28 protein-coding genes and 1 pseudogene are annotated in these 23,330 nt (G+C 69.2%); 16 read left to right on the top strand and 13 right to left on the bottom strand.

What is annotated here, in order from left to right; translation table 11 throughout:
- Nucleotides 1–81: 81 nt before the first annotated feature.
- Nucleotides 82–909: an EAL domain-containing protein gene (locus tag ACQ5SP_RS10130; RefSeq protein WP_430938249.1), complete on the bottom strand. Its 828-nt coding sequence runs from the start codon at nt 907–909 to the stop codon at nt 82–84.
- Nucleotides 910–1,041: 132 nt separating this feature from the next.
- Here ACQ5SP_RS10130 and ACQ5SP_RS10125 point away from each other — a divergent pair, with 132 nt between their 5' ends.
- Complete coding sequence (locus tag ACQ5SP_RS10125) at nt 1,042–1,620, top strand: DNA-3-methyladenine glycosylase I (protein ID WP_430938248.1); 579 nt, start codon at nt 1,042–1,044, stop codon at nt 1,618–1,620.
- Nucleotides 1,621–1,632: 12 nt separating this feature from the next.
- Here the strand turns inward: ACQ5SP_RS10125 and ACQ5SP_RS10120 are convergent, their stop codons facing one another.
- Entirely contained in the window at nt 1,633–2,193 is a 561-nt protein-coding gene (locus ACQ5SP_RS10120; protein ID WP_430938247.1) for a TlpA family protein disulfide reductase, read from the bottom strand.
- Between the two features lie 31 nt (nt 2,194–2,224).
- Between ACQ5SP_RS10120 and argH the strand changes: the two genes are divergently transcribed.
- The 4 genes from argH (at nt 2,225) to ACQ5SP_RS10100 (ending at nt 8,183) form a co-directional block, all read left to right on the top strand.
- Nucleotides 2,225–3,619: an argininosuccinate lyase gene (argH, locus tag ACQ5SP_RS10115; RefSeq protein WP_430938246.1), complete on the top strand. Its 1,395-nt coding sequence runs from the start codon at nt 2,225–2,227 to the stop codon at nt 3,617–3,619.
- A gap of 160 nt (nt 3,620–3,779) precedes the next feature.
- Entirely contained in the window at nt 3,780–4,097 is a 318-nt protein-coding gene (locus ACQ5SP_RS10110; RefSeq protein ID WP_430938245.1) for a DUF2834 domain-containing protein, read from the top strand.
- 124 nt (nt 4,098–4,221) lie between these two features.
- Complete coding sequence (gene lysA / locus ACQ5SP_RS10105) at nt 4,222–5,487, top strand: diaminopimelate decarboxylase (RefSeq protein WP_430938244.1); 1,266 nt, start codon at nt 4,222–4,224, stop codon at nt 5,485–5,487.
- 38 nt (nt 5,488–5,525) lie between these two features.
- Nucleotides 5,526–8,183, top strand: a complete 2,658-nt coding sequence (locus ACQ5SP_RS10100) for a TIGR02302 family protein (RefSeq protein ID WP_430938243.1) — start codon at nt 5,526–5,528, stop codon at nt 8,181–8,183.
- A gap of 7 nt (nt 8,184–8,190) precedes the next feature.
- Here the strand turns inward: ACQ5SP_RS10100 and ACQ5SP_RS10095 are convergent, their stop codons facing one another.
- Together ACQ5SP_RS10095 and ACQ5SP_RS10090 are read right to left on the bottom strand one after the other, a co-directional pair.
- Nucleotides 8,191–8,814: a hypothetical protein gene (locus tag ACQ5SP_RS10095; RefSeq protein WP_430938547.1), complete on the bottom strand. Its 624-nt coding sequence runs from the start codon at nt 8,812–8,814 to the stop codon at nt 8,191–8,193.
- A 138-nt stretch (nt 8,815–8,952) separates the two neighbouring features.
- A pseudogene (locus ACQ5SP_RS10090) lies at nt 8,953–9,051 on the bottom strand (zinc-ribbon domain-containing protein); the annotation flags it as partial.
- Between the two features lie 156 nt (nt 9,052–9,207).
- Here ACQ5SP_RS10090 and ACQ5SP_RS10085 point away from each other — a divergent pair.
- Genes ACQ5SP_RS10085 through ACQ5SP_RS10070 form a run of 4 tightly spaced genes read left to right on the top strand, consistent with a single transcriptional unit; the run spans nt 9,208 to nt 11,875 of the window.
- Nucleotides 9,208–9,885 (top strand): cell division ATP-binding protein FtsE, encoded by a 678-nt coding sequence (locus tag ACQ5SP_RS10085; RefSeq protein WP_430938242.1) that lies wholly within the window; start codon nt 9,208–9,210, stop codon nt 9,883–9,885.
- A complete protein-coding gene (locus tag ACQ5SP_RS10080; protein ID WP_430938241.1) occupies nt 9,882–10,787 on the top strand; it encodes a cell division protein FtsX in 906 nt (301 codons plus the stop codon). Before ACQ5SP_RS10085 ends, ACQ5SP_RS10080 begins: the two co-directional genes overlap by 4 nt.
- Nucleotides 10,787–11,527 carry a lysophospholipid acyltransferase family protein gene (locus ACQ5SP_RS10075; protein WP_430938240.1) on the top strand — a complete coding sequence of 247 codons (741 nt, stop codon included), beginning with the start codon at nt 10,787–10,789 and terminating at the stop codon, nt 11,525–11,527. Before ACQ5SP_RS10080 ends, ACQ5SP_RS10075 begins: the two co-directional genes overlap by 1 nt.
- A gap of 57 nt (nt 11,528–11,584) precedes the next feature.
- On the top strand, nt 11,585–11,875 hold the full coding sequence (locus ACQ5SP_RS10070; protein ID WP_430938239.1) for an acylphosphatase: 291 nt from the start codon (nt 11,585–11,587) through the stop codon (nt 11,873–11,875).
- A gap of 6 nt (nt 11,876–11,881) precedes the next feature.
- On the opposite strand, the gene ACQ5SP_RS10065 is transcribed toward ACQ5SP_RS10070, so the two are convergent.
- The gene (locus ACQ5SP_RS10065) at nt 11,882–12,841 is read right to left on the bottom strand and encodes an acetyl-CoA carboxylase carboxyltransferase subunit alpha (RefSeq protein ID WP_430938238.1); all 960 of its coding nucleotides are present in this window, start codon (nt 12,839–12,841) and stop codon (nt 11,882–11,884) included.
- Nucleotides 12,842–13,061: 220 nt separating this feature from the next.
- Between ACQ5SP_RS10065 and ACQ5SP_RS10060 the strand changes: the two genes are divergently transcribed.
- Nucleotides 13,062–13,643 carry an NAD(P)H-dependent oxidoreductase gene (locus ACQ5SP_RS10060; RefSeq protein WP_430938237.1) on the top strand — a complete coding sequence of 194 codons (582 nt, stop codon included), beginning with the start codon at nt 13,062–13,064 and terminating at the stop codon, nt 13,641–13,643.
- A gap of 3 nt (nt 13,644–13,646) precedes the next feature.
- Here ACQ5SP_RS10060 and ACQ5SP_RS10055 read toward each other — a convergent pair whose 3' ends face one another.
- Both ACQ5SP_RS10055 and ACQ5SP_RS10050 read right to left on the bottom strand, forming a co-directional pair.
- Complete coding sequence (locus ACQ5SP_RS10055) at nt 13,647–14,606, bottom strand: L-malyl-CoA/beta-methylmalyl-CoA lyase (RefSeq protein WP_430938236.1); 960 nt, start codon at nt 14,604–14,606, stop codon at nt 13,647–13,649.
- 102 nt (nt 14,607–14,708) lie between these two features.
- Nucleotides 14,709–15,881, bottom strand: coding sequence for a MalY/PatB family protein (locus ACQ5SP_RS10050; protein WP_430938235.1), 1,173 nt, complete (start codon nt 15,879–15,881; stop codon nt 14,709–14,711).
- Between the two features lie 109 nt (nt 15,882–15,990).
- On the opposite strand from ACQ5SP_RS10050, the gene def (ACQ5SP_RS10045) reads away from it, so the two are divergent.
- From def (ACQ5SP_RS10045) to fmt, 3 genes are read left to right on the top strand one after another with little or no spacing between them, the layout of a single operon-like run.
- On the top strand, nt 15,991–16,512 hold the full coding sequence (def, locus tag ACQ5SP_RS10045; protein ID WP_430938234.1) for a peptide deformylase: 522 nt from the start codon (nt 15,991–15,993) through the stop codon (nt 16,510–16,512).
- Nucleotide 16,513: 1 nt separating this feature from the next.
- A complete protein-coding gene (gene def / locus ACQ5SP_RS10040; protein WP_430938233.1) occupies nt 16,514–17,017 on the top strand; it encodes a peptide deformylase in 504 nt (167 codons plus the stop codon).
- Nucleotides 17,014–17,922, top strand: a complete 909-nt coding sequence (gene fmt / locus ACQ5SP_RS10035) for a methionyl-tRNA formyltransferase (protein WP_430938232.1) — start codon at nt 17,014–17,016, stop codon at nt 17,920–17,922. Before def (ACQ5SP_RS10040) ends, fmt begins: the two co-directional genes overlap by 4 nt.
- Nucleotides 17,923–17,924: 2 nt before the next feature.
- Here fmt and ACQ5SP_RS10030 read toward each other — a convergent pair whose 3' ends face one another.
- From ACQ5SP_RS10030 to ispH, 4 genes are all read right to left on the bottom strand, one after another.
- The gene (locus ACQ5SP_RS10030; RefSeq protein WP_430938231.1) at nt 17,925–18,446 is read right to left on the bottom strand and encodes a transcriptional regulator; all 522 of its coding nucleotides are present in this window, start codon (nt 18,444–18,446) and stop codon (nt 17,925–17,927) included.
- Nucleotides 18,447–18,514: 68 nt separating this feature from the next.
- The gene (rnhA, locus tag ACQ5SP_RS10025; protein WP_430938230.1) at nt 18,515–18,985 is read right to left on the bottom strand and encodes a ribonuclease HI; all 471 of its coding nucleotides are present in this window, start codon (nt 18,983–18,985) and stop codon (nt 18,515–18,517) included.
- Nucleotides 18,985–19,440, bottom strand: a complete 456-nt coding sequence (locus tag ACQ5SP_RS10020) for a DUF3429 domain-containing protein (RefSeq protein ID WP_430938229.1) — start codon at nt 19,438–19,440, stop codon at nt 18,985–18,987. The genes rnhA and ACQ5SP_RS10020 overlap by 1 nt, the downstream gene beginning before the upstream one ends.
- A 135-nt stretch (nt 19,441–19,575) precedes the next feature.
- Nucleotides 19,576–20,526, bottom strand: a complete 951-nt coding sequence (gene ispH / locus ACQ5SP_RS10015) for a 4-hydroxy-3-methylbut-2-enyl diphosphate reductase (RefSeq protein ID WP_430938228.1) — start codon at nt 20,524–20,526, stop codon at nt 19,576–19,578.
- Between the two features lie 135 nt (nt 20,527–20,661).
- Between ispH and ACQ5SP_RS10010 the strand changes: the two genes are divergently transcribed.
- Complete coding sequence (locus ACQ5SP_RS10010) at nt 20,662–21,123, top strand: c-type cytochrome (protein WP_430938227.1); 462 nt, start codon at nt 20,662–20,664, stop codon at nt 21,121–21,123.
- On the opposite strand, the gene ACQ5SP_RS10005 is transcribed toward ACQ5SP_RS10010, so the two are convergent.
- Together ACQ5SP_RS10005 and ACQ5SP_RS10000 are read right to left on the bottom strand one after the other, a co-directional pair.
- Entirely contained in the window at nt 21,120–21,554 is a 435-nt protein-coding gene (locus tag ACQ5SP_RS10005) for a YqaA family protein (RefSeq protein WP_430938226.1), read from the bottom strand. The genes ACQ5SP_RS10010 and ACQ5SP_RS10005 overlap by 4 nt on opposite strands.
- 28 nt (nt 21,555–21,582) lie before the next feature.
- Nucleotides 21,583–22,155 carry an NYN domain-containing protein gene (locus ACQ5SP_RS10000; protein ID WP_430938225.1) on the bottom strand — a complete coding sequence of 191 codons (573 nt, stop codon included), beginning with the start codon at nt 22,153–22,155 and terminating at the stop codon, nt 21,583–21,585.
- Between the two features lie 100 nt (nt 22,156–22,255).
- Between ACQ5SP_RS10000 and folK the strand changes: the two genes are divergently transcribed.
- Nucleotides 22,256–22,873, top strand: a complete 618-nt coding sequence (folK, locus tag ACQ5SP_RS09995) for a 2-amino-4-hydroxy-6-hydroxymethyldihydropteridine diphosphokinase (RefSeq protein ID WP_430938224.1) — start codon at nt 22,256–22,258, stop codon at nt 22,871–22,873.
- A gap of 76 nt (nt 22,874–22,949) precedes the next feature.
- Nucleotides 22,950–23,300, top strand: a complete 351-nt coding sequence (rpoZ, locus tag ACQ5SP_RS09990; RefSeq protein WP_430938223.1) for a DNA-directed RNA polymerase subunit omega — start codon at nt 22,950–22,952, stop codon at nt 23,298–23,300.
- The last annotated feature ends 30 nt before the right edge of the window (nt 23,301–23,330 follow it).

Below are 23,330 nucleotides of genomic sequence, written 5' to 3'. Positions count from 1 at the left end.
GACAAGCGCGCGCAGGGGCGTGCCGGGCGCCCGGCGGGCCGCAAGCCCCGGCGCCGCCCCGGAATTCGGGGCCGGGCCGGGTCAGGCGCGGCGGGCCTCGGAGGTTTTCCAGGGGGGCATCGCCGTCGGCGCGCCGAAGAGATATCCCTGCATGCAGTCGAAGCCGGATTCGGCCAGGAACGCCGCCTCGGCCGGGGTCTCGACCGACTCCGCGATCGTCAGCATGTCGAAATGCCGTCCGATCGAGACAAGCGCGTTCGCGAGCACCTGGTTGTTGGGATCGGCGTCGATCCCGCGCACGAACTGCCCGTCGATCTTGAGGATGTCGAAGTAGAAATCCTTGAAGTAGCGGAAGGCGGTGTAGCCCGCGCCGAAATCGTCCAGCGCGAAGGTGACGCCCCGCCGGGTCAGGTTGGCCATGAACACCGTCACCAGTTCCGGCATCACCATGGCCGAGGATTCGGTGATCTCCAGGATCAGGCGTTCGGCGATGGTCGGATCCTTGGCCAGCCCGCGGTCCAGAACCTCGGTCCAGCGGGGAAAGCCGATCGACCGCGCCGACATGTTGATCGACAGCCGCAGCGCCGGCTGCTCGGCCAGCGCCGTCAGGCCCAGCTCCAGCGCGGCGCAATCGATGAGCCGGCCGACCTCGTGCGTCTCGACGGCGCCCATGAATTCCGCCGCCGGGATGATCCGCCCCGTTTCGTCGAGGATGCGGACCAGCCCCTCGTAGAAGGCCGGGCGGTCATGGGCCGCCGAGAAGACCACCGGCTGATAGGCGAGCAGGACCTCGTGGCGTTCCAGCGCGCGGCGCACGTTGCCGATGATGTCCCGGTCCCGCAGCGAAACTGCGGCCGATAGCGGGCTTTCCCATTCCTTCTCGAGGATGGTGCTGCTGTCGTGGCTCATCCGGGCCTCCTGCTGGGTCTGCAGCCCGACAATGCCGTCCGATCCCTTAAGCACACGTAAAGTTTCCGCGGCGCGGCCTGCTGGTCTAAGCTCCCGGTGCCGTCGGGGACGACCGGGAAAACGGAGGTGCTGATGGGAGAGCGTTGCGCGTGGTGCGGGACCGACCCGCTATACGTCGCCTATCACGATACCGAGTGGGGCGTGCCCGAATACGATGCCCGGGCGCTCTGGGAGAAGCTCATCCTCGACGGGTTCCAGGCCGGGCTCGCCTGGATCACCATCCTGCGCAAGCGCGAGAATTTCCGCACCGCCTTCGACGGCTTCGATCCCCGCCGCATCGCCCGATGGGGCGAGGCGGACGTCGTGCGCCTGCTCGGCGATCCGGGAATCGTTCGGTCGCGGGCCAAGATCGAGGCGGCGATCGGCAATGCCCGCGCCTGGGAGCGGATCGAGGACAGCCGCGGCTTCGCGGCGTTCCTGTGGGATTTCGTCGATGGCCGCCCGGTCCAGAACGCTTGGGCCGGCATGGCCGAGGTTCCGGCGCAAACCGATACCAGCCGCGCGATGTCCAAGGCGCTCAAGGCCGAGGGCTTCCGGTTTTGCGGGCCGGTGATCGTTTACGCCTTCATGCAGGCGACCGGGATGGTCAACGATCATGTCGTGACCTGTCCCCGCCATGCCGCGGTGGCCCGGCTCGCCCCGCCGGGGTGACGCGGTGCCCGCTCAGCCGCCGGCCATCATCGCGCGAAAGATCGCCTGCGCGCTCTCGCTGTTCCAGTCGGCGTCCCCCTGCAGCCGGGCGATTTCCTGCCCCTCGGGGTTCAGCACGACCGTGATCGGCAGGCCGAGCACCGCCATTTCGCGGGCCAGGGCCTGGCGCGGATCGAGATAGATCTCGAGGTTCTCCACCCCGGTCTCGTCGAAGAACTTGCGGATGCCGTCGATCGAGTTGCGGCCGGTGGCGATCACCACCACCTCGAAGCCGTCGCTGCCAAGATCGGCCTGAAGCGCGTCGAGCGTCGGCATTTCCTTGCGGCAGGGCGCGCACCAGGTGGCCCAGAAGTTCAGCACCACGTATTTTCCGGAAAAATCGGCCAGGCTGTGCGTGCCGCCCTCGGCATCGGTGAAGCTCGTCCCGGAAACGGGCTTCGGCGCGTCGTGGAAGGCCAGTTTCTTCATGTCGCCTTCGCGCAGGGCGGCCAGGTCGGCGACGTCTGCCGCGTGGGCCGTGTTTGCACCGAGCGCCAGAGCGACGTATAGGACGGCGGACCAGATGACCTTCATTTCTCAGCGTCTCCTTCCGAGGACAACTCTCATGACCAAGGACACGGCATCCAACGCAATGTGGGGCGGGCGGTTCGCCGATGCGCCGGATGCGATCATGGAGGCGATAAACGCCTCGATCGGGTTCGACAAGCGGCTCGCCCGGCAGGATATCGAGGGCTCCCGCGCCCACGCGGCGATGCTGGCCCAACAGGGTATCCTGAGTTCTAGGGATGCCGAGGCGATCCGGGAAGGGCTGCTCACGGTCTTGTCAGAGATCGAGGCGGGCGATTTCGCCTTTTCCGCGGCGCTCGAGGATATTCACATGAATGTCGAGGCGCGGCTCAAGGCGCTGATCGGCGAAGCCGCCGGGCGGTTGCACACCGCCCGTTCGCGCAACGACCAGGTGGCCACCGATTTCCGGCTCTGGGTGCGCGAGCAGTGCGACGGGGCCATCGCCGGGCTCGAGGCGCTGATTCGCGCCCTGCTGGCCCAGGCCGAGGCCGGCGCGGACTGGGTGATGCCGGGCTTCACCCATCTGCAGACCGCGCAGCCGGTGACCTGGGGCCATCACATGATGGCCTATGTCGAGATGTTTGGCCGCGATATCGGCCGGTTCCGCGACGCCCGAGCCCGCATGAACGAGTGCCCGCTCGGCGCGGCGGCGCTGGCCGGGACGGGGTTCCCCATCGACCGGGACGCGACCGCCACGGCGCTGGGCTTCGACCGGCCGGCGGCCAATTCGCTCGACGCGGTGTCGGACCGCGACTTCGCGCTGGAATACCTGGCCGCGGCCTCGATCTGCGCGATGCATCTCTCGCGCTTCGCCGAGGAGCTGGTGATCTGGTCCTCGGCGCAGTTCCGCTTCGTGCAGCTCTCGGACCGCTTCTCCACCGGCTCCTCGATCATGCCGCAGAAGAAGAACCCGGACGCGGCCGAGCTGATCCGCGCCAAGATCGGCCGGATCACCGGCGCGATGGTGGCGCTGTTCACGGTGATGAAGGGGCTGCCGCTGGCCTATTCCAAGGACATGCAGGAGGACAAGGAACAGGTCTTCGACGCGGCCGATCACCTTGGCCTCGCCGTCGCCGCGATGGAGGGCATGGTTCGCGACATGACCGCCAACCGCGACGCGCTCGAGGCGGCGGCGGCGAGCGGGTTCTCGACCGCGACGGATCTCGCCGACTGGCTGGTGCGCGAGGCCGGGCTGCCCTTCCGCGACGCCCATCACGTCACCGGCGCGCTGGTCAAGCTGGCCGAGGAGAGCGGCCGCGACCTGCCGGAGCTGACGCTCGGGGAAATGCAGGCGGTCCATGGCGACATCCGCGCCGACGTCTTCGACGTGCTCGGCGTGCACAATTCCGTCGCCTCGCGCCAGAGTTACGGCGGCACGGCGCCGGACCAGGTCCGCGCCCAGGTCGCGCGCTGGAAGGAGAAGCTGGCATGAGATGGGCCGCGCTGCTGATCTGCGCCGGACTCGCCCTGGCGGGCTGCGGCGTGGCGGGCGAACCGATCCGCCCCACCGCGGAAAGCGCGGCCGGGTAGGTAGGGATGGACCCGGCCGCGCGGCGGGTTATCTTCGCGCCATCGGAAGAAAGGGAGCGACCATGTCCGTGTTGCGCATGATCTACCTGGCCCTCGCGGTCGTTGGCGCGGTGGTGCCGATGTATTTCTTCATGTCCTGGTTCTTCGAGAACGGGTTCGACCTCGGCGCGATGATGCGGGCCTGGAACGTGAACGACGCGGCGCGCGGGCTGGTCTGGGACCTGACCATCGCGGCTGTGGCGCTGACGGTCTGGATCATCGCCGAAAGCTGGGTGCGGCGCGACTGGCTGTCGCTGGTCGCGATCCCGGCGACCTTCTGCATCGGGGTCTCCTGCGGGCTGCCGCTCTTCCTGTTCCTGCGCGCGCGGCCGGTGGCCTGAGCCGCTGCGCGGCGAAACATGCCTCCGGCGGGGATATTTCCGCCACTTGGACGAGCGGATTTGCAGTTCGCAGCCAAGCTGCTAAGAGGCGCCGGGCCGGGATGGCTGAGAGAGGCGGAGACATATGGACCATTTCCTCTACCGGGACGGGGTGCTGCATGCCGAGGACGTGCCGCTGCCCGAGATCGCGGCGGCGGTGGGCACGCCCTTCTACTGCTACTCGACCGCCACGCTGACGCGGCATTTCCGGCTTTTCGAAGAGGCGCTCTCCGGGCTCGATCACATGATCTGCTACGCGGTGAAGTCGAACTCGAACCAGGCGGTGCTGCGCGTGATGGCCGAGCTCGGCGCCGGCATGGACGTGGTCTCGGGCGGTGAATACGCCCGCGCCCGCGCCGCCGGGGTGCCCGGCGCGCGGATCGTGTTCTCGGGCGTGGGCAAGACCCGCGCCGAAATGGCCCGGGCGCTGGAGGGTGGCATCCGGCAGTTCAACGTGGAAAGCGAGCCGGAACTGATCGCGCTCTCGGAGGTGGCGACCGCGAGACAGCTGAGCGCGCCGGTGACGATCCGCGTCAACCCGGACGTGGATGCCCGAACCCACGCCAAGATCGCCACCGGCAAGGCCGAGAACAAGTTCGGCATCCCGATCGCCCGGGCCCGCGAGGTCTATGCCGAGGCGGCGGCGCTGCCCGGGATCGACGTCATCGGGATCGACGTCCATATCGGCAGCCAGCTCACCGACCTGGCGCCCTTCGAGGCCGCCTATACCAAGGTGGCCGAGCTGACCGAGACGCTGCGCGCTGACGGCCACGCGATCCGGCGCCTCGATCTCGGCGGCGGGCTCGGGATTCCCTATGCCCGCGACAACAACGCGCCGCCGCTGCCGCTGGAATACGGCGAGGTCGTGAAGCGGACCGTGGGCCATCTGGGCTGCGAGATCGAGATCGAGCCGGGGCGCCTGATTTCCGGCAATGCGGGGCTGCTCGTGGCCGGCGTGATCTACGTGAAATCCGGCGAAGGCCGCGATTTCCTGATCCTCGACGCGGCGATGAACGACCTGATCCGCCCGGCCATGTACGACGCCTGGCACGACATCGTGCCCGTCGAGGAACCCGCGGCGGGGGCGGACTACGCGCCTTACGACATCGTCGGCCCGGTCTGCGAGACCGGCGACACCTTCGCCCGTGCCCGCCCGATGCCGCCGGTGGCGGCGGGCGATCTGGTGGCTTTCCGGTCCGCCGGAGCCTATGGCGCGGTCATGGCGAGCGAGTACAACACCCGCCCGCTGGTGCCCGAGGTGCTTGTGCACGAGGATCAATTCGCCGTCATCCGTGCCCGGCCTTCCTTTGACGACATCATAAATCGCGATACCATTCCCTCGTGGCTGTAGGTCCGCGCGTCCGGCGCGGACCGCCAACGGGACCGCGCATGACCGGGATCGACAAGGATACCGACGCGCGCGCCGAGAGCGCGCTGGCTGGGCTGCGGCGGCCTTTGCGGCTGACCCGGATGGGCATGGCGCTGGAGCGACTGCTGCGCGCCTTCTGGCCGGCCTGGACGATTCTCCTGGTTTGCCTCGCGGCGCTCGGGTTCGGGCTCCACCGGACGGTGTCGGCCGAGCTTTTCTGGGGCGGCGCCGGGCTCGCGGGGCTCGCGCTCTTGGCGGCGCTCCTGCGCGGGGCGCGGCGTTTCCGCTGGCCGCGTCGCGACGAGGCGCTCGATCGTCTCGACCGCAGCCTCGCAGGCCGTCCGATCAGCGCCCTGGCCGACCGCCAGGCCATCGGCGGCGGTGACGCCGCGTCGACGGCGGTCTGGCGCGCGCACATGGCGCGCATGGCCGACCGCGTGGCCGGCGTGGGGCCGCGCGCCCCGGACCTGCGGCTGGCAGACCGCGACCCCTACGCGCTGCGCTACGCGGCCCTGCTGGCGCTGGTGGCGGCCCTCGCCTTCGGGACACTCTGGCGGAGCGAGGGGCTGGGCACCCTGGCGCCCGGCGCCGGCGGTGCCGACGTCGCGGCGGGACCGAGCTACGAGGGCTGGATCGAACCGCCGGCCTATACCGGCAAGCCGAGCATTTATCTCAACGAGGCCGAGGATCGCGCGGCGCTCGACCTGCCCGAGGGCAGCCGCGTGACCCTGCGGCTTTATGGCGAGGTGGGTGCGCTGAGCGTGCGAGAGACCGTGTCCGGCCGCCCCGTCGCCCCCGAGGCCGACGCCGCTTCGGCGCCGGCACAGGAGTTCACGATCGCCCGGGACGGCGAGATCGCCATCGCCGGCGCACGCGATCTGTCCTGGCAGATCGACGTGATCCCCGACGCCCCGCCCGAGGTCGCGCTGACCGGCGAGATCGCGCGAAGCGTGACCGGCCAGGCCACGATTTCCTTCGAGGCGTCGGACGATTACGGGGTCCAGTCCGGGACGGTGGAGATCGATCTCGACCTTGACGCGGTGGATCGTCGCCATGGCCAGGCCGTGGCGCCCGAAGCCCGCGACCCGATCGTTCTGGACCTGCCCATGCCCTATGGCGGGGATCGCACCGCCTTCGAGGACCAGCTGGTCGAGGACCTGGCCAAGCATCCCTGGGCGGGGCTGGCGGTGACCGTCACGCCGCGGGTCGAGGATGCCGCGGGCCAGGCCGCGACCGGCGCGCCGGCACGGCTGGCGCTGCCGGGGCGCCGGTTCTTCGAGCCCCTTGCGGCGGCGATCGCCGAGCAGCGTCGCGACCTGCTCTGGTCGCGCGAGAACGGGCGCCGGGTCGCGCAGGTTCTGCGGGCCGTGACCCACAGGCCCGAGGACGTTTTCAGCGACGAGACCGCGTACCTGGTGACCCGGACCGCGATCCGCCGGCTGGAGACCGGGCTTGAATCCGCGCTGTCCGAGGCGACCCGCGACGAGGTGGCGGAACTGCTCTGGAAGGCGGCGCTCCTGATCGAGGAGGGTGACCTCTCGGACGCGCTGGCGCGGCTGCGCCGGGCCGAGGAACGTCTGCAGGAAGCGCTCGAGCAGGGCGCGAGCAGCGAGGAGATCGCCGAGCTCATGGACGAGCTGCGCCAGGCCATGCGCGACTACATGGAGCAGATGGCCCGCGAGGCCCTGCAGAATCCCGACCAGCAGCTGTCTCAGGACCAGATGCAGCAGGGCCAGCAAATGACGAGCCAGGATCTGCAGGAGATGATGGACCGCATCCAGGAACTGGCCGAGCAGGGCCGGACGGCGGAGGCCCAGCAGCTTCTGGAGCAGCTTCGGCAGATGATGGAAAACATGCGCATGGCGCAGGGCCAGGGCCAGCAGGGCCAGAACCCGGGCGAGCAGGCCATGCAGGGGCTGCAGGACACGCTGCGCCAGCAGCAGGGCCTGTCGGACGAGGCCTTCCGCGAGCTGCAGGACCAGTTCAACCAGGGCCAGCAGGGTCAACAGGGCCAGCAATCCCCCGGCCAGCAGGGCCAGCAGGGGCAACGCCAGCAGCCCGGACAGCAGGGCCAGAACGGTCAGCAACCCGGCCAGCCCGGTCAGGGCATGCAGCCCGGCCAGCCAGGGCAGGGCCAGCAACCGGGGCAGCCGGGCGCGTCCGGCCAGCAGCCCGGTGCCGAGGAGCTGGCCGAACGCCAGCGCGCGCTGCGCGAATTGTTGCGGGACCAGCAGCAGAACCTGCCCGGCGCCGGCACCGCCGAGGGCGATGCGGCGCGCGAGTCGCTTGACCAGGCCGGCCGCGCGATGGACCGCGCCGGCGAGGACCTGGAGCAAGGCGACCTGCCCGGCGCGCTCGACAACCAGGCCGAGGCGATGCAGGCCCTGCGCGAAGGCATCCAGAACCTCGGCGAGGCGATGGCGCAGCAACAGCAGCAGCCCGGCCAGGGTCAGCAGGGCCAGGATTTCGGCGAGGTGCCGCCGGGCGAGCGCCGCGACCCGCTGGGACGGCGCGCCGGCAGCAACGGGCGCATCGGCACGGAGGAGAACATGCTTCCGGGCGAGGAGATCTTCCGTCGCTCGCAGGAATTGCTGGATGAGATCCGGCGCCGGTCGGGGGACCGCACGCGCCCCGATTTCGAACTGGACTACCTGGAGCGCCTGCTCGACCGGTTCTGATCCGGGCTCAGTTCCGCAGTTCCGCGATCATGCCGGCCAGGCGTGACACACCGCCGTCCACGAGCCGCGATAGCCCCAGCCGCAGCGCGTCGACCTGCGCGACGAAGGTCTCGATCCAGGGGGCCGCTTCGGGCACGGCCTGCGCCACGCGCCCGGGCATCAGGTAGATCGCGGCCGCGGCCGCGAAGAGCAGCAGCGCCAGCGCGAAACCGAGCCGGAAGGAATTCGGCGCACGGCCGGTTTCCGGCGGGTCCGGTTGCTGGCGCAGCGCGGGGGTTCCGGCGCTGTGGGTCGAGCCGGCGCCCCGCCGGGTATCGCCGTCCGAGCGGAGGGTGGAGTCGATCTCCTCGATGTCCGGGAGAAGATCGCGCCGCGATGTTGCCGCGTGTTCCGCCGGGTCCGGGGCCTCTGCCGCGGCCGGTTTCTGCGTCTCTGCCTCGGCGAGGCCGAGTTCGGGCTGGGTTTCGAGGCCCCCGGCACGGTCCTGTTCGCGGGCGCGGCTTTCGCGCTCGGCCTCTTCGCGGAGGATCGAGAGCACCTCGGGATCGACGCCGCGCGCCTCCTGTTCCGGGGTCTCCCCTGGCTCCGGCGGCGCGGGCTCCGCGGCGGATTTCGGCGGTTGCTCCGACACGCCCTCTGGCTCAGGTCCTGGCTCGGACCCTGGCTCGGACGCGGGCGCGGGCGGTGTTGTCGCCTCAGGCGTCGCCGCGGCGGGCTCGGGCGACCGCCTGGGCGCGGGCCTGCGGTCGTCACGGTACTGAAGCCAGGTGTGTCCACAGCTCGAACACTGGACGTCGCGTCCGTTTTCCGGAATGGCGGCCGTATCGACCTCGTATTGGGCACCGCATTTTGGGCAAACGAGACGCATTCTGCTCTCCGGCTGGTGACGGGCGCGTGGTCGCCCGGGATCCGCTATCAGAATGGTGTAAACACCAAAGCCTTGCAATCCAAGCCTTCGATACGGCAGGTAAGGCGGGCACGCCGCCGGGCCAGGGGTCCGACCGGGAGGGAGCGCAGGCAGAGATTGATCGAACTCGACGAGGCGGCCTACAGCTACAACAGTGACGACCTGCTGGCCGGCATGACGCTGCAGCTGGCGCCGGGATCGTTCCATTTCCTGACCGGCCCCTCGGGTGCCGGCAAGACCACGTTCCTCAAGCTCTGCTACATGGAACTGATGCCGACGCGCGGGGCGGTGCGGGTCTTCGGAACGGATGTCCGGGCCATGAGCCGCGACGCGGTGGCGCTGAACCGCCGGCGTATCGGGATCGTGCACCAGGACTGCCAGTTCCTCGACCACCTGTCGGTGGCCGAGAACGTGGCGCTGCCGCTGGCCGTGTCGGGGCGGGATCCGTCATCGGAGGCCGGCAATATCGACGAACTCATGGCCTGGGTCGGGCTCGACGGGCGCCGTGGCGCCCGCCCGCCCGAACTGTCGGGCGGCGAGCGCCAGCGCGCCGCACTCGCCCGGGCGGTGGTGCTGTCGCCGGACGTCATCCTGGCCGACGAGCCGACGGGCAATATCGACTGGGACATGGCGCAGCGGCTGCTGCGGCTGCTGGTGGAGCTCAACCGGATGGGCAAGACCGTGCTGGTGGCCACCCATGACCTGAACCTGATCCGCGCCGCCAAGGCCCAGGTCGCGGCCAGGGTGCTGCGGATCCGGGACCGGCGGCTGCAATCGGCGGGGGCGGACCTGTGATCGGGCGCGTGGCCAGCCTCGCCGATCTCCTGAAAGGGGATGGCAGCGCGGACCGCGTGGTGCCGCCCTCGGGCTTCACGGCCCATCTCACGCTGTTCACCGCCGGGGCCATGGCCTTTCTCACCGTCTTTGCGCTGGCGCTGTCGCTGGCGGCGGGACAGCTGGCCGACCGCTGGGAATCGGAACTGGCGCGGACCGCGACGGTGCGGATCTCCGCGCCGGAAGCCCAGATGGCGACGCAGACCGCGGCCGTGCTCGAGGTTCTGCGCACCACGCCCGGCATCGCCGGCGCGCGGGTCCTCGACGCGGCCGAGCAGGCGGCGCTTCTCGAGCCGTGGTTCGGCCCCGAGCTGCCGGTGGACAGCCTGCCCATCCCGCGCCTGGTCGAGGTCACCGAGACCGGCGCGGGCTACGACGGCGACGGTCTGCGGCTGCGCCTCGCGGCCGAGGCACCGGGCGCGGTTCTGGACGATCATACCCGGTGGCGGCGCCCGCTGGTGCGCGCGGCAGACCGGATGCGGCTTGTCGGCTATCTCGCGATCGGGCTGATCGCGGCCTCGACCGCGGCGATGATCACGTTGGCCGCGCGCGCGGCGCTTGCCGCCAATGCCCGCGTGATAGAGGTGTTGCGTCTCGTCGGGGCGCAGGACGTCTATATCGCGCGGGCCTTCGTGCGCCGCTTCACGCGCCGCGCCTTGAGCGGCGCGGCGGCGGGGACGGTTGCCGGGGCGGTGGTGATGCTGCTCTTGCCGGACATGGGCGGCGACAGCGGCTTCCTCGCCGGTCTCGGCTTTTCCGGCTGGGGCTGGGCCTGGCTGCCCGCGATCCCGCTACTGGCGGCCGGGGTGGCGTTCTGGGCCACCCGCGCCGCGGCGCTCAGGGTGCTCGGAGGACTGACCTGATGGCCCATGCCTGGCGCTGGATCCGCTCGCTCGTCTTCGTCGGCCAGATGTACCTGGCGATGCCCGTCCTGGCCCTGGTCTTCACGCCCTTCGCGCTCTGGGATCGGAAATACGCCTTCAGCGCCGTGCATACCTATTGCCACTGGGTGATCTGGACCGCGCGGTGGATGGTCGGGCTGCGCGGCGAGGTGCGCGGAGAGGTGCCGCGCGACGAGGTGCTGATCTGCTCCAAGCACCAGTCCTTCTTCGACATCATCCTGCTCGTCAGCGCCCTGCCGCGACCGAAATTCATCATGAAACGCGAGTTGCGCTGGGCGCCGATCCTGGGGTGGTACGCGCTGCGGATCGGCTGTGTGCCGGTCGATCGCGGCAAGCGCGGGCGCGCCATCCAGCAGATGGTGGACGGGGTGCTCAGCGACCGGGCCCATCCCGGCCAGCTCATCATCTATCCCCAGGGCACCCGCGTCGCGCCGGGGGTCAGGAAATCCTACAAGGTCGGCGCGGCGATCCTGCACGAAAAGCTGGGCCAGGATTGCGTTCCGGCGGCGACGAATGTCGGCGTGTTCTGGCCCCGGACGGGGATCTACAGGAAGCCCGGGGTCGCGGTGGTCGAGTTCCTGCCGCGCATTTCCGGCCGGATGCCGCAGGAGACCTTCATGCGCCGTCTCGAGGACGAGATCGAAACCGCCTCCGACCGGCTGATGGCCGAGGCCGGATTCGGGGCCGGCCCGGCGGACTGAGCGCCGGGTGCCATGCATGTCTTGTACGACCCGGCCAGAAGCTGCGAGACTCGGGCCATGACGGAGAACACGCAAACGGCTGCGCTCAGCGCACGGATCACCGGACGGGTGCAGGGCGTCGCCTTTCGCGCCTGGACACAGGCGGAGGCGGAGCGCCGCGGGCTCTCGGGCTGGGTGCGCAACGACCCCGACGGGGCGGTGACCGCGCTCTTCGCCGGACCGCGCGCCGCGGTGGAGGAAATGGCACTGCTGCTCTGGCAGGGGCCCGGCGCGGCGGCGGTGGCCCACGTGGCGACCGCGCCGGCGGATCCCGCCGAGGCGGGCGACTCGTTCCGGATCACCGGCTGACGGCGATCAGGCGGCGAGACCCTTCTGGCCGAGATCGAGGTATTTCTGCCGCCGGTCCTTGACCAGCGCCTTGGCGGATTTCCCGTCGAGTTCCTTCAGCATGTCCCCGAGCGCCGCGCCCACGCTGGCGATGGCGGCCTCGCGGTCGCGCTGCGCGCCGCCGAGCGGTTCCTTGATGATCCGGTCGGCCACGCCGAGCTTCGCGAGGTCCTGCGCGGTCAGGCGCAGCGCCTCTGCGGCCTCGCGCATCTTCTCGGAATCCTTCCAGAGGATCGAGGCGCAGCCCTCGGGCGAGATCACGGAATAGACCGAGTGCTCCAGCATCGCCACCCGGTTCGCCGTGGCGAAGGCCACGGCCCCGCCGGAACCGCCCTCGCCGATGATGACGCTGACAAGCGGCACGCCGATCTGCAGGCATTTCTCGGTCGAGCGGGCGATGGCCTCGGACTGGCCGCGTTCCTCGGCGCCCTTGCCGGGATAGGCGCCGGGCGTGTCGACCAGCGTGACGACCGGCAGGCCGAAACGGTCGGCCATGTCCATGAGCCGGATCGCCTTGCGGTAGCCTTCGGGCCGGGCCATCCCGAAATTGCGCTCGATCCGGGTCTTGGTGTCGTGACCCTTTTCATGGCCGATCACCATCACCGGGCGATCGTCCAGCCGGGCGAGCCCGCCCATGACCGCGTGATCGTCGGCGAAATTCCGGTCGCCGGCGAGCGGGGTGTACTCGCTGAAGAGGGCGTCGATGTAATCCTTGCAGTGCGGGCGGTCGGGATGGCGGGCCACCTGGCATTTCCGCCAGGGCGAGAGATCCTTGTAGAGATCCCGCAGCATGTCCGCGGCCTTCTTGTCGAGCGCCTCGGCTTCCTTGCCAACGTCCATGCCCTCGCCGGACTTGGCCAGTGCGCGCAGTTCCTCGGCCTTGCCCTCGATCTCGGCCAGCGGCTTTTCGAATTCGAGATAGTTCATGCGGCACCCCTATCCGACGCTCGGGCCTATATGGCTGCCACGGCGCGGGAATGCAACGCTCGCGGGCGCGGCGATCCAGGCCGGACCCGGCATGCGGGGAAGGCCCCTGGCCGGTTGAGCGCGTGATCGGCCATCGCCGGATGCCGGGCGCCCCGTCTTCGGGCTTGCACCGGAGGCCGGGCTGTGCTTCGGTCGCTACGGGAATGTTAATGGTGATAACATGCGTAACGAGTCAAAATCCGTCCTCGTTCTGGACGGGCATCCATCGACCTCCTCGCTCACCGCGGCGCTCGCCGCCGCCACGGCAGACGAGGCCAGGGCGGCCGGCCACGATGTCCGCCTGATCCATCTTGGCGACTTGGCGTTCGACCCCGACCTGGGAGAGGGCTACCAGGGCGCGACCACCCCCGAGCCCGATCTCGAGGATTTCATCGCCGCGCTCGAGGCCTGCGAGGTCTTCATCCTGATCCACCCGATGTGGTGGGGCTCCGCGCCGGCGAAGCTCAAGGGGCTGTTCGACCGTGCGCTGCTGCCGGGGCGTGCCTTCGCCTACGAGAAAGGCAAGGCCTTTCCGAAGAGACTGCTGACGGGGCGCGAAGCCCGCGTCGGCATCCTGTCCGACACACCGGCATGGTACCTGCGCTGGTGGCTTGGCAACCCGTGGCCCAAGGCGCTGCGCCGCCAGATCCTCGAATTCACCGGCATGAAGGTGACGCGCACCGAGATCCTGTCGCCCGTGCGCGACGCGCCGCCCAAGCGGATCGACGGGTTCTTCGACCGCGCAAGGGCGTTGGCCAGGTGATCTTCAGCTGCCCGCGATCATCTCGGCCTGCTTGACGATGACCTCGGCCTGCCGGATCGAGGCGATATCGACCAGCCGGCCCTTGTAGACCGCCGCCCCCTCGCCGCGGGCCTTCGCCTCTTCCATGGCGGTGAGGATCTCGCGGGCCTCGGCCACCGCCGTGTCGGAGGGGGTAAAGACCTCGTTGGCCAGCGCAACCTGCTTGGGGTGGATCGCCCATTTGCCGACCATGCCCAGCGTGGCCGAGCGCCGCGCCTGGGCGCGGTAGCCATCCGGGTCGGAGAAATCGCCGAAGGGGCCGTCGACCGGCAGCAGGCCATGCGTGCGGCAGGCCGCGACGATCGCCGTCGAGACCATGTGCCAGGGATCGCCCCAATGCTGCTGGTCCCCGTGCAGCATGTAGTAGTTTTCCTGCGTCCCGCCGATGCCGGTCGTGGCCATGCCCATGCTGGCCGCGTAATCCGCCGCACCAAGCGACAGCGCCTGCATCCGCGGGCTGGCCGCCGCGATCTCGTTGACGTTCACCAGACCCGCGGCAGTTTCGATGATCGCCTCGAAGGAAATCGGCTTCGTGCGGCCCGTCGCGGCCTCGACCGCGGTCACCAGCGCATCGACGGCATAGATGTCGGCGGCGTTCCCGGCCTTGGGAATCATGATCTGGTCCAGCCGGTCGCCCGCGTTTTCCAGCAGCTCGACGACGTCGCGGTACCAGTAGGGCGTGTCGAGCCCGTTGATCCGCACGCTCAGATACTTGCCCCCCCAGTCGATGTCGCCGATGGCCTGCACGATGTTCTTGCGCGCCTCGGCCTTGTCGTCGGGCGCGACCGAGTCCTCGAGGTCGAGATTGATGACGTCCGCCTCCGCGCCGGCCATCTTCTCGAAAATGGCAGGCCGGGAGCCGGGCCCGAAGAGCTGGCAGCGATTCGGACGCGCGGGCGGCTGGGGCTGGATGCGGAAGCTCATGGACCTGACTCCTCGGTAAGGATGTTTCGCGGTGTTGGCGTTGACGGGTAGATTATTGCGTCATGACATGCAAGACGCTGCAGCGCAGAAATCGCAGCTGCCTTACTGCAGGTCGCCGAAGGCCTTCTGGAGCTGTCCGACCGCCTTCTCGACACGGACCCGCGGCGTGGCGAGGTTGAACCGCAGGAAGCTCTCGCCGCCCTTTCCGAAGGTGGTGCCGTGATTGGCGGCGATCCGCGCGTCGCGTTCCACCCGCCGGGTGAATTCCTCGGTCGTCATCCCCGTGCCGGTGAAATCCACCCAGGCGAGGTAGGTCGCTTCCAGCGGCATCGATGCCAGCCCCGGGATCCGGGCGATACCGGCGTCGAAAATCCGCCGGTTGCCGTCGATGTAGCGCATCAGCGCATCGACCCACTCCGCGCCCTCCGGCGAATAGGCGGCGGTTGCCATGTGCAGCCCGAAGCTGTTGGGCGAGATGCCGAGCGCGGCCATGCGCTGCGCGAACTGCTTGCGGCGCGTGTCGTCGGGAATGATCACGTTGCCCACATGCGCGCCGGCGATGTTAAAGGTCTTGGTGGTGGCCGACATCATGACCAGCCGGTCGGTGATCTCCGGCGCGGCCCTGGCCATGACGGTATGGGCGTGGCCGGGCAGGACGAGATCGTGATGGATCTCGTCGGACACCAGCAGCAGGTCATGGCGCTTGCAGAAATCCGCCACGCCCCGCAGTTCGGCCGCGGTCCAGACGCGACCGCCGGGATTGTGCGGTGAGCAGAGGATCACCATCTTCTCGCGCCCGGTCATCTGCGCGTCATAGGCGTCGAAATCCATCTCGTACCGCCCGTCGCGGACGGCCAGGGGGCATTCCACCACCTCGCGTTCGGCGGCGCGGATCACGCGGGCGAAGGCATGGTAGACGGGTGTGAACAGCACCACGCCGTCGCCGGGCGCGGTCCAGGTGTCGACGCACATCGCCGTGCCGTTGACCAGGCCGTTCGTGGTCTGGATCCAGGCCGGGTCGATCTCCCAGCCGTGGCGTTCGGCCATCCACCAGCGGATCGACTCGCGATAGGCGCGGTCGTCGCCGAAATAGCCGTAGATCCCGTGCGCGGCCATGGCCTCGACGGCGCGCTGGACGGCCTCGGGCGGGCGGAAATCCATGTCCGCAACCCACATCGCCAGCCCGTCGTCGGGCGAGACGCCATAGACCTGCTCCATCGTGTCCCACTTGGATGAATGGGTGCCGCGGCGGTCGATGACCTCGTCGAAATCCATGAAAGCCTCCTTGTCACTCGTCGGCAAGCTATCGGTGCGGCATCCGGGTGCAAGCGAAAAGCCGGCCCGGGCGTTGCGCGCATCGTCGCGATCGCCTAAATGGCGTGCCATGACGATCCGCCCGATCCTGATCCACCCGGATCCGCGCCTGAAAAAGGTCTGCCCGCCCGTCGAGGCGGTGACGGGCGAGTTGCGCGCGCTGGCCGACGACATGCTCGAGACGATGTACGACGCGCCCGGGATCGGGCTGGCCGCGCCGCAGGTCGGACAGCTCTGCCGCCTGATCGTCATGGACTGCGAGAAATCCGAGGAGGCCGCGCCGCGTCCGATGGTGCTCTTCAACCCCGAGATCACCTGGACGTCCGAGGACCGGACGACCTACGAGGAGGGCTGCCTCTCGATCCCCGAGCAGTTCGCCGAGGTCGAGCGCCCCGCCGAGGTGCGCGTGCGCTTTACCGACCGTGACGGCCGGGACCGCGAAGAGCATTTCGACGGGCTCTGGGCCACCTGCGTCCAGCACGAGATCGACCACCTGAACGGCAAGCTTTTCATCGATTACCTATCGGCGCTCAAGCGCCAGATGATCACCCGCAAGATGCAGAAGGTGAAGCGCGAGCGCGCGAAAGCCTGACATGGCGGTACGCCCGATCCTGCAATGGCCCGACCGGCGGCTGAAAACCCCGGTGCCGCCCCTCGCGGCCGTCACCGACGAGACCCGCACGACCTGGAACGACATGGCCGACACCATGTATGCCATGCCCGGCGTCGGGCTGGCGGCGGTGCAGATCGGCGTGATGCAGCGGCTCGCGGTGGTGGATGCGTCCGACAGCCGCGACGGGCTTGTGCGCATGGCGAACCCGGAGATCCTGCACGCCTCGGTCAAGCTGCGCGCCCATGAAGAGGCCAGCCCCTGCCTGCCCGGCGTCTCGGCCCGGCTGGAGCGGCCACGCGCCGTGACCGTCCGCTTCCTCAACGCGGCCGGAGAGCATGAGGAGCGCGACTTCACCGGGCTCTGGGCCACCAGCGTGCAGCACCAGATCGACCACCTGGACGGCAAGCTCTATATCGACCGGCTGAAGCCGGTGAAGCGCAGGATGCTCCTGGCGCGTGCCGACAAGCTGAGGAGACGCGGATGAGAGTGGTGTTCATGGGCACGCCGGATTTCTCCGTGCCGGTGCTGGACGCGCTGGTCGCGGCCGGGCACGAGATCGCCGCCGTCTATTGCCAGCCGCCGCGCCCGGCCGGGCGCGGCAAGAAGGATCGGCCGAGCCCCGTTCAGGCCCGGGCCGAATCGCTGGGGCTTCCGGTGCGCCACCCGGTCTCGCTGCGCGGGACCGCGGAACAGGAGGCCTTCGCCGCGCTCGAGGCCGATGTCGCGGTGGTGGTGGCCTACGGGCTGATCCTGCCGCGGCCGATCCTCGACGCGCCGCGGCACGGGTGTCTCAACATCCATGCCTCGCTCCTGCCGCGGTGGCGCGGGGCGGCCCCGATCCAGCGCGCGATCATGGCCGGGGACGCCGAGACCGGCGTCTGCATCATGCAGATGGAGGCCGGCCTCGACACGGGACCGGTGCTGTTGCGCGCGGCCACGCCGATCCGGGACGACGACACCGCGGCCACGCTGCATGACAGGCTTTCGGGCATGGGCGCGCGGCTGATCGTCGAGGCGCTGGACCGGCGGCCCGAACTGGAACCCGTTCCGCAGCCGGAGGCGGGCGTCACCTATGCCGACAAGATCGACAAGGCCGAGGCGCGGGTGGACTGGACCCGCCCGGCGCCCGAGGTGGACCGCCATATCCGTGGCCTCTCGCCCTTTCCCGGGGCCTGGTGCGAGGCCGGCGGACAGCGGCTGAAACTGCTCGACAGCCGGCTTGCCACCGGCGCGGGCGTGCCGGGGGAGGTCATCGCCGCCCCGCTCACGGTCGCCTGCGGCACGCAGGCGGTGCGGATCGTCGCCGCGCAGCGCCCGGGCAAGGGACCGATGCCGGCCGAGACCCTCGTCCTGGGCTTCGCCTTGCCGGTGGGCACCCGGCTCGACTGATTTCAGGTCTTCTTCAGGGTGGCTGCGAGTGGCTTCAGCCGGAAGCCGGGCTTGCCGGTCGCGGACCACAGCACGCGGCCCTGCCACGCCGCGAAGAGCACGGACGCCGCCGCGCGGTCGGGCCGTCCCGACTTGGCCACGCGGCGGGCAAGCGCGGTGATCACCCGGTCCCGCCATTGGGCGGCGCGGTTCCGCAGTTCGGCGTCGCGCAGCCCGCCCATCAGCACGGTCAGGTCGGCGCCAAGCGCGCGTTCGTCGGGGGCGAGTGCCTTCAGGAACCCCGCGCTGCCGGATTTCGACGCGTCGGCCCGCTCGAGGGCGGCATCGAGAACGTCCCAGCCGTCGAGGAGGGCCGCGCGGAGCATCCTGTCCCGGCTGCCATAGCGCTGGGCCAGGGACGGCGCCGCGAGACCGCTGGCGCGCGCGACGCTGCCGAAGGTCACGGCCTTCTCGCCCAGCTGGGCGGCGAGGAGGCGGATGGCAGCGTAGACCTGCCTGTCTGGTATCGAGCGGGGGCGTGGCATGGCGACAATATACCTGAACGATTATTCGTTAATATCACGACCGGCACCAGTTAACGAACAAAAGTTCGCTATGCTTTCTTCCGCACCGGTTTGAAGGGCTTCATGCCTTCGCGGGCCAGTTCGTCGGCTCGCTCGTTTTCGGGATGGCCGGCATGGCCCTTGACCCATTCCCAGTGAACGTCGTGGCGCGCCTGCGCCGCGTCGAGCCTTTGCCAGAGCTCGACGTTCTTCACCGGCTTTTTCGTCGACGTCTTCCAGCCATTGCGCTTCCAGCCATGGATCCAGCCGGTGACCCCGTTCTTCACATAGGCGCTGTCGGTGACGATGGTGACCTTCGCCGGGCGCCCCAGCGTCTCGAGCGCCGTGATCGCGGCCATCAGTTCCATGCGGTTGTTCGTGGTCTCGCTCTCTCCGCCCTTGAGCGCGCGCTCCTTCACGATCCGGTCGCCCTCCCTGGCCTGGAGCAGCACGCCCCAGCCACCCGGACCGGGATTGCCCGAGCATGCCCCGTCCGTGTAGGCGACGATCTCGGCGGCCATCAGAAAACGATCCCCGTCCCGAGACAGGCAAGCACCACGACCGTCACGGGCACGCGCAACCGCATCCACCAGGACGGCGCAAGGCCCGCCCGCGCGAAAAGCCAGTCGATGGCCAACACGCCCGCGAAGCCCGCGGCCAGCGCGATCAGGGCGGACTCGCCGGCGCCGCGCACGGCGAAGAACGCCCAGAGCGCGGGGACCACGCTGGCGGCATAGCCGGCGGCCGCCCTTGCCCTGGCGGTCCGCGCCGCGAACCCCCAGAGAACCCCGGACATGAAACACAGGATCACGATGCCATACTCGACCAGCACCGCCTCGTCGCGCAGCGCGGCCGGCATGTCACGGTAGAGCGGCAGCGCCGCCGGGTTCGGCACCACGGCCATGGCCGCGCCCCAGAGAAACGGCAGCAACCCGGCCAGCGCGAGGATCAGAGCGGTCGCGGGAACGCCTCTCATGCGGCGGCTCCGGCGGCATTCGGTCGGGGGTGGGTCATGGTCGTCACTGTCCCGGCGGTCGTTGCGGATCGGGCCTGTCCTAGCCCGGCCGCGCCGGGTTGTCGACGGTTTCCGCCACGCCGCGCGCCGGGCGGGTCACGCCGGTTCGCGCAGAACGCGCGGGACCTTGAATTCCACGTCCTCGGTCGCGGTCTCGACCATCTCGGTCTTGAGCTCGAAGCGGTCGCGGAAGGCGTCGATCACTTCTTCGACCAGAACCTCGGGGGCGCTGGCCCCCGCGGTCAGCCCGACCGCGCCGACGCCCTGCAGCGCCCGCCAGTCGATATCGGCGGCCCGCTGGACAAGTTGCGCGTAGGAACAGCCCGCGGCCGTGGCGACCTCTACCAGGCGGCGGGAATTGGACGAGTTCGGCGCCCCGATCACCAGCAGCGCATCGACCGCCGGCGCGACGGCCTTGACGGCCGCCTGCCGATTGGTCGTCGCGTAGCAGATATCTTCCTTGTGCGGCCCGATGATCGCCGGGAAGCGGGCCTTCAGCGCCGCGACGATGTCGGCGGTGTCGTCGACCGAAAGCGTCGTCTGGGTGATGAAGGCCAATTTCCCGGGATCGCGCGGCGCCAGCGTGGCGACGTCCTCGGGGGTTTCCACCAGCAGCACCTCGCCATCGGGCAGCTGGCCCATCGTCCCGATCGTTTCCGGATGCCCGGCATGGCCGATCATCACCATCTGAAGCCCGTTTCGGTGGTGCCGCTCGGCCTCGATATGGACCTTGCTGACCAGGGGACAGGTGGCGTCCACATAGACCATTTCGCGCCGCTCGGCCTCGGCGGGCACGGCCTTGGGCACGCCGTGGGCCGAGAAGATCACCGGCCGGTCGTCCGGGCATTCCTCCAGTTCGTCGACGAAGACCGCGCCCTTGGCGCGCAGGTCGTCCACGACGAAGCGATTATGCACGATCTCGTGGCGGACATAGACCGGGGCGCCCCATTTCTCGAGCGCCATTTCGACGATCTTGATCGCCCGGTCCACGCCGGCGCAGAAGCCGCGCGGCGCGGCGAGGTAGAGGGTGAGGGCAGGCTTGGTCATCGGCATCATCCTTTGGGCCCGAGATATCTTCTCAACCGTCCCGGGTCCAGAGCGGTGTCGGTTCACGGCCGTGTGATTTGACCTTCCGGCGCTGGAAGGCGGCACTGCGCGCCGAGGGTTCCGGAAGGTGTGGGCATGACGGCGGGCAAAATCTCGATTGCGCTTGTGGCGGCGACGGGTGCCGCGCTGGCCGGTTTCCTGGTCTGGAACAGCGCGGCGGGGACGACGGGCGTCCTGCCCTACACGGACCCCGCGGCCATCGCGCAGGGCGAGGAGCTCTATGCCGCCCATTGTGCCGCCTGCCATGGCGCCGCGCTGGAGGGCGAGCCGAACTGGCGTGAACCCAAGCCAAACGGGCGCATGCCGGCCCCGCCCCATGACGAGAACGGCCACACCTGGCACCATCCGGACGCGCAGCTCGTGGAGATCACCAAACGCGGGACGGCGCAGCTGGTCGGTGGGGATTACGAAAGCGACATGATGGGGTTCGGCGAGATCCTGTCCGACGCAGAGATCCTGGCCGTGCTCGCCTATATCAAGAGCACATGGCCCCCGCGCGTGATCAACACTCATAACAGGATCAACGCGGGCGGCTAGGTCGCCGCCGCGGTCGCCCAGGCCAGGACCATGTAGCGGCCGGTCTTGGCGACGGTGACGAGGAGCAGGAAAACCCACAGGCGCGTGCGCATCAGCCCGGCGACCACGGTGAAGGCGTCGCCGAAGGGCGCCCAGCTCAGCAGCAGGGTCCAGACCCCCCAGCGCGCGAAGCCGCGCTGCGCCCGGTCGAGCTGCGCCTCGGAGACGGGAAACCAGCGCCGGTGGCGGAAATGTTCCACCCAGCGTCCCATCACGTAATTGACCACCGCCCCGAGCACGTTGCCGAGGCTGGCCACGGCGACGAGCAGCACGACGTCGATATCGCCGGCAATCTGCAGTGCCGCGAAGACGACCTCGGACTGGAACGGCAGGATCGTGGCCGCCCCGAAGGCGGCCGCGAAGAGCGTCAGGAGCGAGAGCAGCTCTGCCATCGGATCGACGTGGTCGGCCGGGCCCGGCTCAGTCGTCGCCGTTCTCGGACTGGCGCTGGCTCTCGCGTTCCTCGCGCGGCGGACGGCCGATCACTTCCTTCAGCTCGTCGAGCTCGATGAAATTGTCGGCCTGCCGGCGCAGTTCGTCGGCGATCATCGGCGGCTGGCTGCGGATCGTCGAGACGACCGAGATCCGCACGCCCTGGCGCTGCAGCGATTCCACGAGCGGCTTGAAATCGCCGTCGCCCGAGAAGATCACGATGTGATCGACATGCGGCGCCAGTTCCATCGCGTCGACGGCCAGCTCGATATCCATGTTCCCCTTCACCTTGCGCCGGCCCATGGAGTCGGTGAACTCCTTGGCGGGCTTGGTGACCATGGTGAAGCCGTTGTAGTTCAGCCAGTCGACCAGCGGGCGGATCGGCGAGTAGTCGTCGCTCTCGAGCAGGGCGGTATAGTAAAAGGCCCTGAGCAGCTTGCCCCGGCGCATGAACTCGGCGCGCAGCAGCTTGTAATCGATATCGAAGCCAAGCGCCTTCGCCGCGGCATAAAGGTTGGAGCCGTCGATGAACAGCGCCAGCCGTTCGTCCTTGTAGAACATTAATTGTCCTTCCAATAATGCGTTTATCCACCAGGTTCCAAAATCGCCGGTGAGTGGTCGTTTCGGCTGCAACGACTGGCGGAGTGATCAGCGAAAATAGATGTATCCACCGACGCTGCAAGACCAATCAGGCCACGGAAACGTTACAAAAGCCCTTGTGGCGTTGGGTGCGAACCGTGCTTCAACCGTGGGGGGGTCCAGGGCAACCCTGGAATGCGCGTTGAGGTTGCTGGACAGAGAATCAGCCGTCCGGGTCGCCCGTGAAAGCCGATACTATCACACTCCGGCTTTCCCGCCCGGCTCCGGTCCCGATTTCGTGAACGCGGCGGCCCTGCTGGAAACGACGCTGGCCCCCGATGCGCTGCTGGCGCTTCTGCACCGGATCGAGGCCGGTCTCGGCCGCGAGCGGCGGGTGCGCTGGGCGGAACGCTCTGCGGATCTCGACCTGCTGGCCTGGGGCGACGCGGTCCTGCCCGACCGCGCGACCTTCGAACGCTGGCGCGCCCTGCCGCTCGACGTGCAGATGCGCAAGGCGCCGGACGAACTGATCCTGCCGCATCCGCGTCTGCAGGAACGGGCGTTCGTGCTCGTGCCGCTGGCCGATGTCGCGCCGGACTGGCGCCATCCCGTGCTGGGCCGGACCGTGGCCGAGATGGTCGCGGCGCTCTCGCCCGAGGCCCGCGCGGAAGTGCGTCCCGCGGACGCCGCTTGCGACTGAATCCACCCTTGTCAAGCCTTTTGAATCACAATACACAGGCGGTTCCTCCGCCCCTTAGTCCGATTGGAGTTTTCCCATGGCGCGTGTGACCGTTGAAGATTGCGTTGACAAGGTCCCGAACCGGTTCGATCTGGTGATGCTGGCCGCCCACCGGGCGCGCGAGATTTCCGCCGGCGCCGAGCTGACGGTCGACCGCGACAACGACAAGAACCCGGTCGTCGCCCTGCGCGAGATCGCCGAGGAAACGCAGCCGGCCGAGGGCCTGCGCGAGCGCATGATCGAGAGCAACCAGACCCAGATCGAGGTCGACGAGCCCGAAGAGGATTCGATGGCGCTGCTCATGGGGCAGGAGCAGGACAAGCCCGAGGACGACATGTCCGAGGAAAACCTCCTGCGCCAGCTCATGGAAGCGCAGGAATCCAGGTAACGGGCCCCACCGGGGCCCGGTCAGGATGCG

Source organism: Rhodovulum sp. YNF3179 (genome assembly GCF_050586465.1).
GTDB lineage: Bacteria > Pseudomonadota > Alphaproteobacteria > Rhodobacterales > Rhodobacteraceae > CAJXYS01.
This window is presented reverse-complemented; position numbering and strand designations above follow the sequence as displayed.